The sequence below is a fragment of the Paenibacillus sp. FSL K6-2393 genome, from assembly GCF_038002545.1.
GTDB lineage: Bacteria > Bacillota > Bacilli > Paenibacillales > Paenibacillaceae > Paenibacillus.
The window spans coordinates 3285652-3302896 of record NZ_JBBOCU010000001.1; the positions used below are offsets into that span (position 1 = coordinate 3285652).

Sequence of the window (17245 nt, forward strand, 5' to 3'; positions counted from 1 at the left end):
TGTAGGAAGCAGCAGGCGGATTAGCCATATCGCAATCTTACAATCCATAGGGGAAATCATCTGTCATCTCAAAGTTATGAAAATAAGGCTGCGATATAATTCGCAGCCTTAAAGCTTACTTCAAAATCAGGTTATAAATGACCTGAGCCGCTTCTGCCCGGGAAGCAATCCCTTTAGGCACAAACTGTCCCTGTCTTTGGCCTTGGACCAGTCCCAATCGGGCTGCATCCTTCACCGAAGCCGTTGCCCATGAAGAAACCTGATCCATATCGGTAAACAAGATATCTGTAGAACCAACAGGCGGTACTTTCCCAACATTCCGCTCATAAGCTTTCATCAGCATCACCGTAATTTCTTCACGAGTAATCTGTGCGTCCGGTTGGAAACGGGCTGCGCTTCGGCCGTTTACAATACCAGCTTGGATCGCAATCGAGATGGGTTCCGCGTACCAGGCATCTGTCGCTACATCTGTAAAGTGTACTTCCCCTGCTACAGTCAGTCCCAGGGAATGAACGAGCATAGTGGTGAATTCAGCGCGGGTGACAGCGCGTCCTGGCTCAAATTGATCTACATGTGTGCCTTCAACATAGCCCTTTGCTGCCAACTCCTTGATTACAGTGCTGGCCCAATGATTGGCGGGAACATCGGTAAACGTCCGATCCAGTTCCAGAACGGCATACTTGCTGAAGTGGCTCACTTTAGTCGTTAATACGCCATTCACGTTATCTGATTTGAGAAATTCCAATGTCCCATTTTCGTTAATATAATATATTCCTCCCTGCTTAACGTTGAAGCCTTCAGCCGCTGCCAGGCTCAGCGTAACCGGGTGATTGAACGAAGAAAGTATTTCGGTTGTACCTGATTTGGTTGTTGCCGAAAGGCTGAATTCAACGATTTCTCCCTTAAGGGAAACCGTTGACCGGGAGGAAGATTTCACTGCAGCAATGACCTCCTGGGCCTTGCTTCCAAGGGCAAGCATTTTCAAGGAAATCGTACTATCTTCCCGTTGCCCAGCTGGTAGCTTGCTCAACAGCTGTTGGAACAAACTTGCAGGTATTTGTAGGGTTAGCTTTACTGATTTTACTTCCAGTGTATGGTTGCCGAGTTGGCGTAAGACAGCTGATGACAGTTGCAGCTCCTGAGTACCAGCCTCGATGTCTATAACGACTTTCCCTGCCCCACTGTCCACCTTCAGCATATCGGCTGTGATGACCCGTGTTGCTGTATCGTTCTGCGGAGTCGCGCTGTTGCCCGAGTTCCCACTCCCGCTAGTATTACTGTTATTACCATTGTTGCCATTGTTGCCAGGATTACCTGGATTGCTTGGATTACTTGGGTTGCCTGGATTTTCTGGATTGACTGGTTTTTCGGTCACTTTAACCAATTTCGATTCAGCCGGTCCCAGCGAGATGGACCATGCACCCGTGGCTGACGAAGATTCACCTGTCCACAAGTCTTTTAACGTGTAGGTTTTGGATTCATTCAATCCGGCACGACCCAGATTAATCGTTTTGTTCGCTGAACTATTGGCGCTGTAATTAAATACGGCGAGGTAATAATCATTGCCGTCTTTCAGAACAAACGTATCTGCGGCATTTGCATTCGTATTTCCTTCAAGCGGCTTGAATACTTTGCCTTTCAGCGCCACCTGAAGAACATCCGTGTTATTGTACAATGCTGTCATGTATTCCTGTGCCTTGGGATCGTTCACATCATCGGAATCCATCATCACCGTGCCGGCAATTACACCGGAATTCACCCGGCTGCGGGCTTCCTCCAAGCTTGAAGCACGGCTTAATACCAAATGATCTGGGTCTGTATAAGAATAGATCGTTCCATTTTGCCAGAAGCCATAGGTCAGTGAATTGAGCATATACTCCGTTTCATTGATTTTGCCATAGGTGTCGCAGGAGATCCGTCTGCTGTGCGCATATTGGCTCGGAAAGATCGGTGCAATGGACGCACTAATAAACATTTTTCCATCCAATCGCTCTTCGACATAACGCATCCCTTCATTGTAAGCCTGGATTCCTGTTGTCACGGTAGTGTCATAGTGTTGACCTTCCAGTGAGCCATGGGTCAGGAAATCCAGTTTGATGAACGTGAAGCCAAGCTCCTTAAACTTATCCAGAAAATATTTCATGCGCATTTGACTCCCCGGATGTGTCACATCCAGTGCATATGCTCCATCCAGTGTCGGCAGAGGTTTACCCTCAGCATCCTTGAGCACAATATCACCATACGTATATTGTCCGTTGGTACCATCTACTTTTTGGCTCATATCGTTGCCCCAATACACAAATGGTCCCCAATAGATGCCTGCATGCTGACCATTGTCCTTAATGACAGATACGGCTTGGGCAAGCTCAGCATCACTTAGATTGTCCCAGTAGGAATCCATATTAATGAATACATTGCCGTTATTGTTGAACTTCTTAAGATTGTTCTTGAAATAATTGGACACATCCACTACGTTCTGATACGAAAGCCCGCTATCATAAGCTCCCCAGCTATTCCAACCTACTGGAACACCTTGTGGTAGCTCCGGATTCAACGCCAGCGGAGGAGTAATAATCGCATTGGCTTTACCGTATTCTTCAAGTCCTATACGGTAGTCACTGAAACCACCTACCATAATCAGTGGTGAGGACAGTTCAGTACCAGTCAGGCTGCCATGTGACTGAGTATCGCGAGTAACGTCACTCGCTGCACCACCATACACAGCAAATTCATTCAGACGATTAGCTGAGCCTTTCCAGTCAATACCGGTCTTCCAGGTGTCATGGGTTACTGAACCGATCACCAGACCGTTACGTGTCGAGTTATTGAATACCGTTGTCATCTCATAGCTGGTATCCGCCCGGTTCATCGTTTGAGATTTGTAGCGAATCCAAGCGTCATTGTCAAATGGCACTGTCAGTACACGATTATCCGAGCTGACGCCGATATCCACACCGCCCGTATTTTTAACCGTAATTGGTGACATGTAATTACTCTGGATCTCTGTATCACTGATGGTGTCCAGACGGTTGAGGAAATACGATTTATCATCATAAAACCGATAGACCTGCTTCATGGTTGGTTTGCCAGTTGACGTATGAACAAAGCTCAACTCAATGCCTTTGCCGAATCCATCCTGAATCTCCAGCGGTGCTCCACCGCTCGCATGACTCTCATAACCTTTGGTTTCCACAAGACTCTCACCAAGTTTAATGCTGCTGAAAATCCCCCGCATCTTCTGTCCTTCTGCCCAGCTATAGCCGACGAATCCAGTCTGGGTATTATAAGACACTTCGTATTGTCCGTTCGATACCAAAAGACCATGAGTGTAATCAGTCACCGTAATTTCCCCGTATCGTTGCGAGTCACCCGGTGTTCCCAGATCGTCATCTCCTTCACCTGGATTTTCGGGTTCTGTCTCTATCGCAGGCTCTACGATAATCCGGTCCAGATCGGGAGAATAGCCATTGTTGTCTGAAAAGGTAATCGTATTCTCGCCTTCAGTTAATGGGAGTGTAAGATCATACGTACCTACCGTATCCCAATCCGGTGTTTTGGGCAGGTCGTGAAACTGCTCTTCCCCGTTATTTGCGCGGACATAGAAACTGCGCGGATCACCGGAAAAATAGGCAACCGTAACACGGTAATTACCTGTCATCGGGGCTATAATCTTATTGAATGTTAAGGAGCTCCCGCCATTCAGATATCCGACCTTTTTGCCACCTGATGCTGAGGGGCTGTCCGTTACACGCGCTTCACCAGTCAGCGTATTGTCCGAATCTTCGGCTTCATAACTAATTGTATACGGAATCACTTCAATTCGGTCCAAATCAGGGGAGTACCAGTCATGATCCGAGAACGTGATGGTATTGACACCCTTATGAAGAGATACCTCCACATCATACGTGCCAATCGTGTCCCAGCTTGCCGTTTTGGGCAGATCAATCATCTCGTCCGTGTCATTGTTCACCTGCATATATACAGGTCGCTGATCACCAGAAATATAAGATATTCGGATCAAATATGTACCATCTGCTGGTACGTTGATATTCGTAAATTGCAGTGAACTGTTTTTGTTCAGATCGGTTACTTTCTTCCCACCCGAACTAATGCTGCTGTCCACCACCTTGGCATTGCCTTTCAAAATATTGTCGGCCGCTTCTGCCTCAATAATTGCACCATGCAAATCTTTCTTCCAGTCGTCTCCGCCTCCTTCCTCTGGAGGACTACTGTCCAAACCGCGGATCACGATCTTGTCGATGTCGGGAGAATACCAGTTGTTGTCATCAATCAGGATTGTGTTGGTTCCAGCGTTCAACGGAAGGGTCACATCATAGGTTCCCACCGTATCCCAGTCGATTGTCTTGGACGGTTCTTCAAATTGTTTCTCCCCGCCGTTCGCACTAATATTGAATGGCCGCGAATCACCTGAAATGTAGTAAACGGAAATTTTATAATATCCTGTTTCACTTACAGTGACATTGTTAAATTGCAAGGAACTGCCTTGGTACATGCCTCCGACCTTTTTGCCGCCTGAAGCTGCCGGGCTATCAGAGATTTGCGCGTTGCCAAGCAAAATATTCCCCGCGGCCTCGGCTTCATAGGTATTCATATCATCGGCGTGAGCTGTTCGGGCGAACTGGCCTCCGCCAAATACCAAGCAAAAAATGATAAAGAACACAAATCCTTTTTTCATCATCCGTCCCAACATAACATGCCTCCATTTTCTAATGATTGAGTTAGATCTCCCTATGCCTATTCCTGCAGTGGTTCACAGCCATTGTCTGTAATCGCTTTCATAAAGAGCTGTTAAATCCCCTCTCTCCTCCTTTCTTTCCTATATGGTTAATTGTAAAAAGGAGGAGGGGGATGTTCCATACCACAATGTTACTATTCATACAGGAAAGCCTCTTTCATTTGCCATATCACAGGTTAGTAAGAGGGAGCCTATTCAAATCATGTTCAAGGAAAACAGAGCATCAATATCATCATTACCAGACAGTCTCTATCGTCACATACTTTTCCTGTATTCGTTGGGTGTTACGCCCTGTGTCTTCAGGAATAGAGAAATAAAATAGGATGTACTCTCATAGCCCACGGTCTGCGCGATATCGTGAATCTTGAGCGAGCCGTCTGCCAGTAGTTCCCTGGCTTTATCCAATCTGATGCGTGTCAGATAATCGTGAATTGTCATCCCTGTTTTGTCCTTAAAAATGGATCTCAAATAGTTCGGTGACAAATAGACCTGATCAGACAGGCTGTTGATGGTAATTGGCTGATTGTAATTCTGGTCGATGAGGGTACGGACCTTGTGAATCAATTTTGCATTTTTGTCCATAAACCGCTCGCCCAGCATGCTCACCGCATCTTCCGCAGTACCGAGAATCAGATCCTCGATCTCATGCAGAGTCAGCGCATTATAGATGGAATGATACAGCTCAGCCCGCTTCGGAACAGGTTTGTGAAGCTGCTCCAGCAGTTCATTCACGAGATCTATCGACCAGTCGCAGATGATTTTTTTCTTGACTCTCAGTGTTGCCAATCCCTCAATATACCCGTGCAGCTTCTGTGCCGCCCATTCAAAATCCAGTCGGTTAATGGAATCGAACCATTCCTTTTGGTCAAAAGGGGGCATATGCTCTGTATAAAACTGATTCGAAACGGTCCCAGCATGAATAATTGTGCCTGTACCTTCATAGAAACGCTCATTCAAGATGGTTCGTGTCTCTTCGTACAGACAGTGAATATGGGATAACGCGGTCTCTTGTCCGCCTACAGCAGCCGTCACCGTAAAATCCAGGGCACTACGGATAGCCTCAGCCAAGTCCTCCCACGCATAATGTCCCGGCTGCTGGGCCGCTTCCATAAATACACCGGTCTCTCCTTCCTTGTAATCCACAAAGATCGCTTTCAGGTTCTTCGCCTTGAAGAAGTGATCGAGAAAAGACACCAGACGACCTGTACATTCCTCCAGACTTTGCTGTTCTCCTTCGGCCTCCTTGGGATCGATACTAAACAAGGCCATTGCATATCGGGTGGTCTCAGGTTGCCGGGTTAGACGGCTGAAACTAAAAGCGAGATCCATGGCACGATCCTCATTTTTTTCGTAAGATAACTCCTTCAGGATATTGGCTTTGGCCGCCTCCATGGAACGGTTCTTAATTCCAACTTCGTCACAGCGCTGTTTAACTTTACTGACAACGCTTTCAATTTCGTTTAAATCCAGAGGTTTTAGCATATATCCCACGGCGCCTACGTTGATAGCCGATTTTACATATTGAAATTCATCGTGTCCGGTCAAAAACATCACCTGGATCGAGTCGTAGCTCTCATGTATCTTTCTCGCCAGATCAATACCGTTCATGATCGGCATCTGAACATCGGTAAGAACGATATCAGGCTGGGTGGCCTCAATTTTCTCCATGGCCTCCCTGCCGTTACTCGCCGTTCCCATGATATAGATACCCATCTCTTCCCAACGGATATAATCCCTCATCATCTCAAGTCCCAGTTCTTCATCGTCTACCAAAAAAATACTGTACATCAACGTCCCCTCCCTTTGTATCTTTCTGTCTCTATTATATGTTTTTCCCTCCGTGGGACCATGGTCCATATAAATGAAAGTTATTTTCAAGTATAGATCGTTATTTTACCAACTGTAGCTCGCTATTGAAATAGTAACTTTCGCCTGCTTCGGCATGAAGGATCGTTCTATGTTTGCCCCAACAAATGGTGAACGTTCCTGCAGAGAAAGTATGAATGTTCGTAGAAATTAACTGTCCGTTCTCCCAAACGATATCAACCTCGGCATTCCCTTTTGCTCTCAGCCCGGTTATCGAGCCTGTGCTCCATGCCTGTGGCAGCGCTGGGAGAAGGTGAATCTCGCCCGCATAACTTTGCAGCAGCATCTCCGCTACGACAGCTGTACCGCCGAAATTTCCATCAACGACAAAAATATTACTCTCTGCTCCAGCAATTCCGGATTTGGAATAGGTGAACAGATTATCGAAGCACAGGCCGCCAATCAAATGTGAGAGGTGTTTATAAGCCGTCTCCCCATCATGCAATCTCGCAAAACCCAGTCCCAACAAAGCAGCTGTAAATTCAACATCCTCCAACTCTTCCTGGACCATGCGGTTCTCCAACGTTATCCGTACTGCCGCACTGAGTTCCGGTGTATGGTCAGGTGTAATCTGATTGTCTGGATATAGCGCATACATATGAGACAAATGCCGATGCTCCGGCTGCGCCTCCTCATAATCCTCAAGCCACTCTTGTAACTGCCCTTTCTTGCCGATCTGTAGAGGTGGAAGCTTGCCAATTGCTTCTTCCAGCTTGCGTCCGAGTTCTTTGTCTTTGTTCAAAAGTTCAACTGATTTAAGACAAAATTCAAAGAGCCTGCGCACCAGCATCTGGTCCATTGTTGTTCCCATAGACAGCTGCTGTACCCCCTCTCTCGAATTATCGGGATAAAAATGATTCTCCGGCGAATTGGAAGGACCCGTCACCAGCCAACCGTTCCGAGGATGCTCACACATGTAATCCAGATAGAAGGCCGCGGATTCTTTAATTACAGGATAAGCCACATTCTCAAGGAAAACACGATCCTGACTGTACTCATAATGCTCAATCAGGTGTGCAGCCAGCCATAATCCGCCTGTAACGTTCAGCCCCCACGAGGTTTCCCATCCAGGCAGCGTAAAGCCCCATACATTGGAGAAGACATGAGCGACCCATCCGTCGCATCCATACACATGACGAGCCGTTTCCCTGCCCGCCTGTGCCAGATCCTCAACATACCGAAACAACGGAAGATGACTCTTCCCCAGGTTTGTAATCTCTGTAGGGAAATAATTCATCTGAGTATTCACATCAAGGTGATAGTCACAGCTCCAGCCCATTCGGCACGCTTCACCATCATTCCAGATTCCCTGGAGATGGAGTGGCAATGGAGAGTTCTCGCGAGACCCCGCGATGGTCAGATACCGTCCATATTGGAAAAACAAGGCGAACAGCTGCGGATCTTCATCTCCACCACTCTGTTCCAACAAACGAATACGCTGATCTGTAGTGAGGCCGGATTTCCCCGTGACCCCGAGCTGAATATCTATCTTGTCAAATTGCTCACAGTAATCGCGGATATGATCCTCTCTCAGTGAGGTATAACCTTTATTTAAAGCTTTCACTAGCGTATAATTGCTCTCTGTTTTCCAATCCGAATCTGTACGACGATAATCCGTGCTTACACTAAAATAAATCCAAGCCTCATCCGCTCCGGTCACGGTCAATCGGTTTCCATCTTTCCTAGCGATTGTCCCCCCGGATACAATCAACTTCAACAGGCCCTTGGCCCATACGCCGCAAGTTCCATCACTATGTACATTTTCCGTTGCCTGTCCTTGGAATTCAAGCGTGTTGTCATCTAAGGCTGCAACCTTGAATGATTCCGTTCCCCCTTCCAAACCTAGCGTAAAGGATACGCCACCAGGAGCTTCACTCCAAATTCGGGAGGCCAGTATATCATCGGCGTGAGAAGCGAAAACTTCACGTCGAATCGTGGTGTCGTCATCTTTCCAGAACGCCCCAGCCAGTGCATGAGTCAGATCCAGCTCACGTTGGAAGCTTCCAGCTTCATCAGAACCCGGATTCCTCTTCTCAAAATCAATAACAACTTCACATAATCCAAGATGGGTGCCGAAATTACGCTTCTTTGGCTGCAGATGCTGTTTGGCAAGACGATCCCCTTCATCATAATCACCCGAGAAAAAATAGCTGCGCATCTCTTCCAAAGCAGCCTTGCCTCCCGCCGGAGGATACTCCGGGTCAATCTGTCCTGACCAGTAGGTAACCTCGCTCATACTCCACACCTCACGATGCGAAGACGCCATAACCACTGCTCCTATTCTACCATTGCCCAGCGGCAGGCCTTGAGACCAATCCGTAGCAGGAGTTGAATACCATAAAGTAAAATCGTTCATATCATGTCCTCCAGTCCCCAAACAAATAAACGCGCGATCTGTGAGATACAAAAGCGCGCGTTTGACTTTGTTTTTATTTTAAAATCGATCATGGTTCCGCTTAATTATTTGACTCCGATCCGTTTTCCTTCACGGTCAATCTAAAGATTTTGGATTCCGCCGGTTCCAGCGAGACAATAAGCTCTCCAGACGTTTCCCCTTGTGAGCCTTCCCACAGATCTTGCACATTGTATAGGGCATTGGCGTTTAGCCCGGCCCGTTTCAGCGAGATGGATTTCTCCGCAGCCTGTGCAGAATCAAAATTGAAGACGGCGAGATAGAAACTCTTTTCTTCCGGCGATTCCAGGACAAACACGTCAGAAGACAGCTTCCCAAAATCGCTTTCAACTGGACGGAAGGTTTTGCCCATACGAGCAACGTTCAAAATATCCGTGTTACCAAGCCAAGCTCTTGCTCGTTCGGCAGCTTCCTCTTTACGGAAGTCATCCCCGAGCAGGAGCACCGTTCCAGCAATAACTGAAGCGGTCAGGCGGCTGCGTCCTTCATGCCAGCAGGTAGCTTCCTGGTTGAAGCTCTTGTATAACACCGAATGATCCGGATCATTGTAGCGATAGAGCGTATTGCTCATCCACCAGCCGTGTGTCAACGAGTTCAACAGATATTCCGTATCCGCAAGTGTACCGAAGACATCACAGGAAATACGGCGGCTGTGGGCAAAAGCATATGGAAATAATGGAGCGATGGACAAGTTTATGAAAAATGGTCGTCCGATTACTTCTGGCGAGAGTTTATGCTGCAAATAAGACATGCCATAGTGATAAGCTGCTATCCCTGTTGTAATACCCGAATTGTGGTGCTGTCCTTCCAACGAGCCATGTGCCAAGAAATCCAGTTTGATATATTCGAAACCTTCGGAGATGAATTTGTTCGTGAACCAGTCGATTCTTTGCAGGTTGCCAGGATGTGTCGGGTCTATCGCCAGACCACCGTCTACATCTGGCAGAATTTCGCCCTCACTGTCACGCAGCAGAATATCTGCATAGGTGTATTTGCCGTTCGTTCCTTCGACCGCCTGACCGAACTGATCGGGCCCTCCCCAGAAGGCAAATGGAGTCCAGTACGTTCCGGCTCTATGCCCGTTTTGCTGCACCCGGTCCAGCGCATTCTTCATTTCTTCCGGCGTAAAGTTGTCCCAGAACGCATCAAAGTTGATGTATAACGTTTCCTCATTCTCGAATCCAAGCGGTTGTACTTCATTTTTCAGAAAATCGCTGGTCGCTGTATACAAATCATAGTCCAGATCACTCATGGCTGCGGACCAGCTGTTCCATCCAACTGGGACACCGCCCTCCCACGGTAACTGAGCCTCAATCCAGGTATTCGCCTGACCGTAAGCTTCAAGACCTTCACGGTAGTCTTCATAGAATCCGATGAATACCAGGGGGGATTCAACTCTCGTTCCCTTCACATAACCATGAGGCTGGGAATCACGAGTCAGTTCACTTACGGCACCGCCGTACAGATCAAGTCCCTCGATATGTCCACTTTGTTCGCTTTGCATACGGATCCCTGTTTTCCAAACCTTATGCGTAAGGGAACCCATCACAATTCCCATGCGGCTGTCGGGCGCGAACAAGGCAGTCACCTCGTAACTCTCCACATCCAGTGGCGGCTTGACCACCGTATATCTGACCCATTTGTCGTTATCAAAAGGTACGCGCAGAATGCTCGGTTCATCCTGGCCGGATTCTCCACCGATTGATATGGTTTTGGATTGGATCACAGCCATCCGGTTCGCCTTAAGCTCTTCATCCCCGACTATAGCGGTCTGCACCAGTACAACCGGTGAGGATTCATATATATAGAAATGCTGCTCCAGTTGCGGCAGCAACGAGGCTGTATGCAGAACAACCAAGCGGATGCCTTTTCCAAATCCTTCTCGAACAATATCTTCCTGTTCCTTCAGCTCATGGTTCTGATAATGATCCGTGCTGTATTCCCGGCCCTGCCAGCGAAAAGCACTTCGAATGCCCTTCACATGGGAAGAATGCTTGCCGATGCAGGACACTTCACCATTTTCAAGATTGATCTCCAGGCTCACGTGCCCATTTGTAACGCTTACAAGATTAACATTCTGTTGCTGCACTTGTACGGCTGTATCGCTAGTTAGCATCATATGCCTCCTTATTGTTGCATGCTGTGCCCTGAGCGGAGCTGGTTATGTCTCTCCTGCCCAAGTCTGCCCTCATTATAAAGACCGAATAGAGCATTTTCCATGCAACGATCTTCCGATCCATAACGCGATTTAATTCAATTTAACCTTCTAGGGATGGTTGAACCCGGACTGACCGCTGTTACGCCTTCCGCTGTCCGGAATTTATGCTCCGATGAACCAAATTATCAAGTATAAATTTAAACAACCGATTCCCAGGTAGAAATATCGGGAATCGGTCGTAAGCCAATTTTAGAGTATGAGATTTCAGGTTCTCCGGTTTGCCCAGCATCTGTTCCATCTGCTCTTCATTCGCTCTACGCGAAATCGCAAATTACTGTTCTTTATACACTCGTACATAATCCACTTGCATAGTCGCAGGGATATCAGAGGCGTTCGGAGTACGACCACCGTCAAAGTTTCCGCCGATTGCCAAGTTCATAATAAGGTAGAACGGCTCATCGAAAGGTGCATTCGGATTATTCGGTGCAGCTGCGGAATACCACTGCTCGTTAGTGACTTTATAGAAAAACTTGCCGTCTACATACCATTTAATGTTGTCCTCTTCCCAGACTACTGAGTATACATGATAATCATTGGCAAAAGTTTGCCCCGCCGGGAAGTGATAATCACCGCCCGAATACTGGTTCCCTGGCCATTGTCCACCAAAGTGTATGGTACCACTTACTGATCCAGGCAGACGGCCTCTCGCTTCCATAACATCAATCTCTCCTGATGCAGCCCAAGTGCCGTATACCGAATCTTTTGGAAGCATCCACAGTGCTGGCCATACACCATCACCTGTAGGAAGCTTGGCACGAAAATCTACTCTGCCGTACTTCAAGGAGAGTTTATCCTTGGTGTTAATCTTTCCTGAAGAATACTGTGCATACCGATTTGGATCCTGCGGGAAAGATTTACTGTCGTTCATGGCTTTGATATTCAGCTTTCCGTCCTGTACATATACATTTTGAGTGCTGTTTGTGTAGTGCTGCAGTTCTGCATTTCCCCATCCCCAAGTAGCGGGATCGTTGTTGAGATAATATCCTGTTTCATAGTTCCATTTGCTTGTATCCAGCGTAGTTCCGTTAAATTCATCTTGCCAAATGAGGTTCATGCCCGCGATTGCCGGGTCGGTTGGCGTCCCGATTGAGATATCCTCTTGATCGGATACATCCGGACGCGGGGCATTTGGATTGCCGATGAAGGTATAGTTGACGAAGTTGTTGCCAATATTTCCACCCGTCTGTCCATTCAGCGGATATCCAATACGGATCTGCATATTTTCTTGGATTGGCTGGAACCAAAGACCATAGACATAATCGGCCCAGTAACCCCACTGGTTGGCATCGGACATATTGTTATACCCATTACCGGAGTATACAAATTTGCTCTGGCTGGAGTTACTCAAATCAACCCACTGCCCATTGATGTTAATTTGGTATACAAAATTGCCCAGTTCCTTGGCGATTGGTGCCCCCCCATCAATTTTGGGAAGCGGAACCCCAATGGAACCATTCGCATCTGCTGTGAAAGTTGTTCCTTCGTATGGCGTAATGACATATGAATTTCTTGTAGGTTCATTAAACGTAATGGTATAAACAAGATTAGCCGAAGAAGTCTGTGATTCCAATTTGACATTGATCGACTCCGTTACGTTAAACCAGTACCCGCCGCCGCCATCCGTGAATTGACCAAAATTGTGATCGTAGATCCAGCCGCTGGCTGCGTTATTGTCAATATCAATCCAGGTGCTACTGTTTACAGGTTTGACATACACCTTCAAATCATCCGCAACAGCTTCATAAGTGACCGCAGGATTATTGTTGAACGTTGGATATGTAAAGCCTGCACCGCCTGTGAAACTTGCTGTGATTTGTGGACCTTGTGTCGGATTCATCGCTGTGATGGTTGTTTTGTTGATGTTTTGGAATACAAGTTGATACTCCAACTTAACACCATTCGCTTTGGAGTACAGTTGAATCTCGGTTGTTGCGGAGAGGGTGAACCAATAGCCATTGAAGCCGCCATCGCTCCAGTGCCCCCAGTTTTGGTTATAGATATAACCGCCTGCCTGGTCGATATCAACCCAGTTGTTGCCCACTTTTACATTAACGCCTACATCACTGTAAACATCATTCCATGTCACGGAGCCTCCATTGAACTTAGGCATAACAAATCCGTAGCTGGCCTTGCCAACCCCTGATTTTGAAATAACAGGCCCGTCTGCTGGTGAGAAGTACTCCATTGAGGTTACGGTAGTTCCCGCTGCCTGAACCTTTGAAGCTGGCAGTATGCCAATACTAGCTAGCATCACAACTACAAGTAACATACCGAGTACCTTTTGCATAAACTTTTTTGCCGTAAAGTGAGATGGTTTCATAATTGCCCTCCTTTAATAGAATAATAGCTTCTCCCAATCCATGCGCATTAAGGAAATCGCTTACAAGTGGGAATATCTTTATTCTATCGAATAGGTTAATTTGCTGAAAAGGTACAATTGTTTTTGTGGTATCCCATTTTTTTGGCTTTTGATTCAATTGGCATATTTAACAAGGGAGATGGTCCGTTTGATTATGCTGTTTCATGGTATAGCGTTATAGGAATGAGCTTTGTGCTCTGCCTTCTGCCGCATCATCTGTCGGTACTCTGTGGGTTGGATCTGCATCACAAGTCGGAACGCGCGTGTAAAGCTTTTGTAGCTTTCATAGCCAACCATAGCAGCCACCTCCACAATTTTATGGTCGGTTTCGGCGAGAAGCCGCCGCGCTTTATCCAGACGCACATCTCGTAGGTATTCAGCAAAACCTTTACCAATATTCTTCTTAAACAGATTTGAAAAATAAGCATAATTAAGCGATATATGATTGGATACCATCGCGAGGTCCAGCGGTTTGTGGTAACTCTCGTGTATAAAACGAATGGCTTCATTTAGATCCTGCGAATGGCGATAGCTGCACTTATAGTCATAATATAACTGATTTAGCCGAAGCAGCTGCTGTTGCAGTGCTTGTATATACTCACGCATCCCTGGATAATCAAAGAGGTTACGCAATGATTCAAGGTCAAGCTTTTCTTCCCCCATATAAGGGCGGATAACCCGTTCGTATTCCTCCATCATCTGAATAGTGGCGGCGCAGAGCTGTTGAGTATAGCGAATGGGATAACGTTGCAGCACCTTTTTGTGAAATATTGCAGAAATACCCTTCGTTATTGTTCCACTGTTATCTGTTCCAACCGACTGGAACAGTTCATATAAGTCTTCATAGGGAAGTTGCCACTGCTGTTCCATATGCTCAATATGCGCTGGGAAGATACTGGACTGATCAGGAAACAGGTAACTGTGCCGATAGAGCTCAAGCACTTGGTTATAGCTGTCGGGTAGTTCTTTTAACCCCTGAATCGGGTTCGTCATGGCCGTTATGGCATCGATCTTTCCTTCCTTGAGCGCTGCAGGCAAAACACTTGGATCTATGGACGCATCCACCGCAAGAATCAGGTATGGGCGATGTTGCAGGCAAATACAACCTTGTCTACCAAACACACGATAAGCAATGGCTTCCATGCTATGGGCGCTGCTGGTTCCGGGCTGGTTCATGCAAACTTCTTCCCGCAGCAGGGCTAGGCGATAATTACGCCATAACGCATCATTTTGTTCCTCAATCTGAAGAATCCATGCGTCATCACTTAACGCACCTTGCATAAACATTCTTAATTCTTTACGATCGGTCTCTTGGGCGAGACGGGATACACGCTGCATATTATGCGTAAGTGCCTGCCGTGTCTGGATCTCTTGCCATACATGCTCCAGGGAATTTTGCAGATCCTCTCGCTTCAAAGGTTTGAGCAAGTAGCCCTTTGCCCCAAGCCCGATAGCTTTTTGGGCATATGTAAAATCACTATAACCGCTGATAATGAGGTATTCCACATCCATGTATTCCTCTTTGGATTGAGCCATGAGTGCCAACCCATCCATATCCGGCATCATAATATCGGTAATAACGATGTGAATGCAATGCTGCCGCAATAGGCACAGCGCCTCAATCCCGCTCGCGGCACAGTATATGTTGCTCAGCTCCAGAGGAAATTGATGCAGCATGGCCTGCAGGCCGTCACGAATGTGTTTTTGATCGTCCACAATCAGGAGATTAATCATGCTCTACCACCCTCCAAGATTTACATTTTCCCAAGGCAAGCGTATCGTTACGCAGGTATATGCACCTTGCACACTATCAATCCAAAGACCACAATTCTTGCCATAATGAAGCTGCAACCGCTTATTCACGTTTTCCAAACCAAGTCCGCTCCTGCTAGTAACCATCGGTGTATCCGATTCGCTCCGCAGTACTGCCTGAAGACGGTGTAACATCTCAGGCTCTAACCCCTTTCCGTCATCTCTTATGTTAATGAAAAGCAGACTGTCATTCTCCACAGAAAAGGTAATCTCTATAGTTACCCTGCCGCCTGAAGGCGCCCCGTGATGAACTGCATTTTCAACGATGGGCTGCATACACATCTTGGGAATGGCGTAGCGAAGTATCTCCTGAGGAAGATCCGCCGTCATAACGATACTGCCGCCTTCCATAAAGTTGATAAATTCAATATAACTTTGGATATTGGCAAGCTCCTCACGAAAAGCAACGGTATCGCTACGCCACTGCATGCTGTAACGTAGCTGGGAGCCCAACGACACCAATGAATTGGCTATAGCAGGCTGCCTCTGTACCTCTGCCACCATACGGATCGATTCCAGGGCGTTATATAAAAAATGAGAATTAATCTGCGAATGCAGGGAGTGCAACTGTGCGTTTTTGGCAATTAACTGCTTATCCACGACCTGTGTCATTAGACGTTTGACCTCATGTAACATTTTATTGTAATTCACCGCCACCTCATCGATTTCATCCCCTCTTTCGTTCTCATCAAGGCCTGTATCAATCATTGCATCCAGCTCGCCTTTCCGTACCTGACGCATGGATACCAGTACGCTGTCCAACCGCCGGAAAATACGCTGCGTCGTTTGGGATACGAGTAGCATAATCAGCAGCAATACACATAATGTAATCGTTACCACAAATGCATACCAACTGCGTGGCCCCTTCATCAATGCCTGATGGGAAGCAATATCAACCACATAAGTGTTCAACGGGGCGATGTATCGATACAATGCATAGAAGCTCTGATCTCCCACCTTAACCTGAAGCGGGTGTTTCTGTGGCAATATATCCAGCTGGCGATGAATACTGCCAAGGATCTCTTCCATCCCCTGCCCGTACTTCTCAGAAAACTCATGCTGGGGATTGTAAACATACTCGGGAGGATCGCTTGCGTTCATCAACACCGAAAAGAAGTCCCCCTTGCTCTCCTGGAGCAGGTCGCTGAAAAACATGCTGTGCGGGACTCGCACTTCCATAATACTAGGGCGTTTTTGTTCCTGCCCTTGAAGACGAACCAGACGATAGTAGGATAAAGTGTGTTCACCCTCCCTAAAAGAAAATAAACGGTAAGCCGCACCACCTTCGTCCCGAAGCTTTACCCAATAATCCTGCGGCCAAAATTTCTTATAATGATAGATTTCAGGCCAGATTTCATACAAGTTTGGGTTATCGACGTAAAAGCTAAGCTCACTGATCATCGCATTGCTTTGAATGATATTAAGCATTTGCTCAAACTGGTTTTGCTTAAACTTCACCAGACGTAATCCATCTACAAGCATATTGGAATGAATAAAATCCACAAATGACTTTTGAGTAAGGGCTGTATTGGAAGCGTTCTCAATCATGTCCATTCTTCTGCGTAATTGTTCATTCAGCCATGAAACGTGGCTGTTGCCCGTTGCCATAGCGTCCTTATATAGCTGGGTTTCTTGCATGCGGATATACACAAAGGATATCAAAATAACAGGTATGGCAATCATCAGGCTAAATGCCAGAAACAGCTTTTGGGATATACGGGCATTGCGATAAAGCTTCCTCAATCTCGTTAGCAGGTATTTCATTCTGATGTATTCACCACCTTTGTTATACCATATATTACTAGTTAGCTGTTAGTTAAC

The 17245-nt window shown here is 46.7% G+C and carries 7 protein-coding genes; all 7 read right to left on the reverse strand.

Annotation, left to right across the window (positions count from 1 at the left end):
* Positions 1 to 115 precede the first annotated feature (115 nt).
* Entirely contained in the window at positions 116 to 4699 is a 4584-nt protein-coding gene (locus MHI14_RS14605) for an S-layer homology domain-containing protein (RefSeq protein ID WP_341130614.1), read from the reverse strand.
* 312 nt (positions 4700 to 5011) lie between these two features.
* A complete protein-coding gene (locus tag MHI14_RS14610; protein ID WP_289389296.1) occupies positions 5012 to 6544 on the reverse strand; it encodes a response regulator in 1533 nt (510 codons plus the stop codon).
* 100 nt (positions 6545 to 6644) lie between these two features.
* On the reverse strand, positions 6645 to 8978 hold the full coding sequence (locus MHI14_RS14615; protein ID WP_341130615.1) for a glycoside hydrolase family 95 protein: 2334 nt from the start codon (positions 8976 to 8978) through the stop codon (positions 6645 to 6647).
* Positions 8979 to 9078: 100 nt separating this feature from the next.
* Positions 9079 to 11151, reverse strand: a complete 2073-nt coding sequence (locus tag MHI14_RS14620) for an alpha-galactosidase (protein WP_341130616.1) — start codon at positions 11149 to 11151, stop codon at positions 9079 to 9081.
* Between the two features lie 373 nt (positions 11152 to 11524).
* Complete coding sequence (locus tag MHI14_RS14625) at positions 11525 to 13573, reverse strand: glycoside hydrolase family 16 protein (protein WP_341130617.1); 2049 nt, start codon at positions 13571 to 13573, stop codon at positions 11525 to 11527.
* Positions 13574 to 13774: 201 nt separating this feature from the next.
* On the reverse strand, positions 13775 to 15346 hold the full coding sequence (locus MHI14_RS14630; protein WP_341130618.1) for a response regulator transcription factor: 1572 nt from the start codon (positions 15344 to 15346) through the stop codon (positions 13775 to 13777).
* 3 nt (positions 15347 to 15349) lie between these two features.
* Positions 15350 to 17188 carry a sensor histidine kinase gene (locus MHI14_RS14635; protein WP_341130619.1) on the reverse strand — a complete coding sequence of 613 codons (1839 nt, stop codon included), beginning with the start codon at positions 17186 to 17188 and terminating at the stop codon, positions 15350 to 15352.
* Positions 17189 to 17245 lie beyond the last annotated feature (57 nt).

Coding starts and splice junctions, on each gene's coding strand:
- MHI14_RS14605 (WP_341130614.1), bottom strand. CDS start 4,699: ATGATGAAAAAAGGATTTGTGTTCTTTATCATTTTTTGCTTGGTATTT.
- MHI14_RS14610 (WP_289389296.1), bottom strand. CDS start 6,544: ATGTACAGTATTTTTTTGGTAGACGATGAAGAACTGGGACTTGAGATG.
- MHI14_RS14615 (WP_341130615.1), bottom strand. CDS start 8,978: ATGAACGATTTTACTTTATGGTATTCAACTCCTGCTACGGATTGGTCT.
- MHI14_RS14620 (WP_341130616.1), bottom strand. CDS start 11,151: ATGCTAACTAGCGATACAGCCGTACAAGTGCAGCAACAGAATGTTAAT.
- MHI14_RS14625 (WP_341130617.1), bottom strand. CDS start 13,573: ATGAAACCATCTCACTTTACGGCAAAAAAGTTTATGCAAAAGGTACTC.
- MHI14_RS14630 (WP_341130618.1), bottom strand. CDS start 15,346: ATGATTAATCTCCTGATTGTGGACGATCAAAAACACATTCGTGACGGC.
- MHI14_RS14635 (WP_341130619.1), bottom strand. CDS start 17,188: ATGAAATACCTGCTAACGAGATTGAGGAAGCTTTATCGCAATGCCCGT.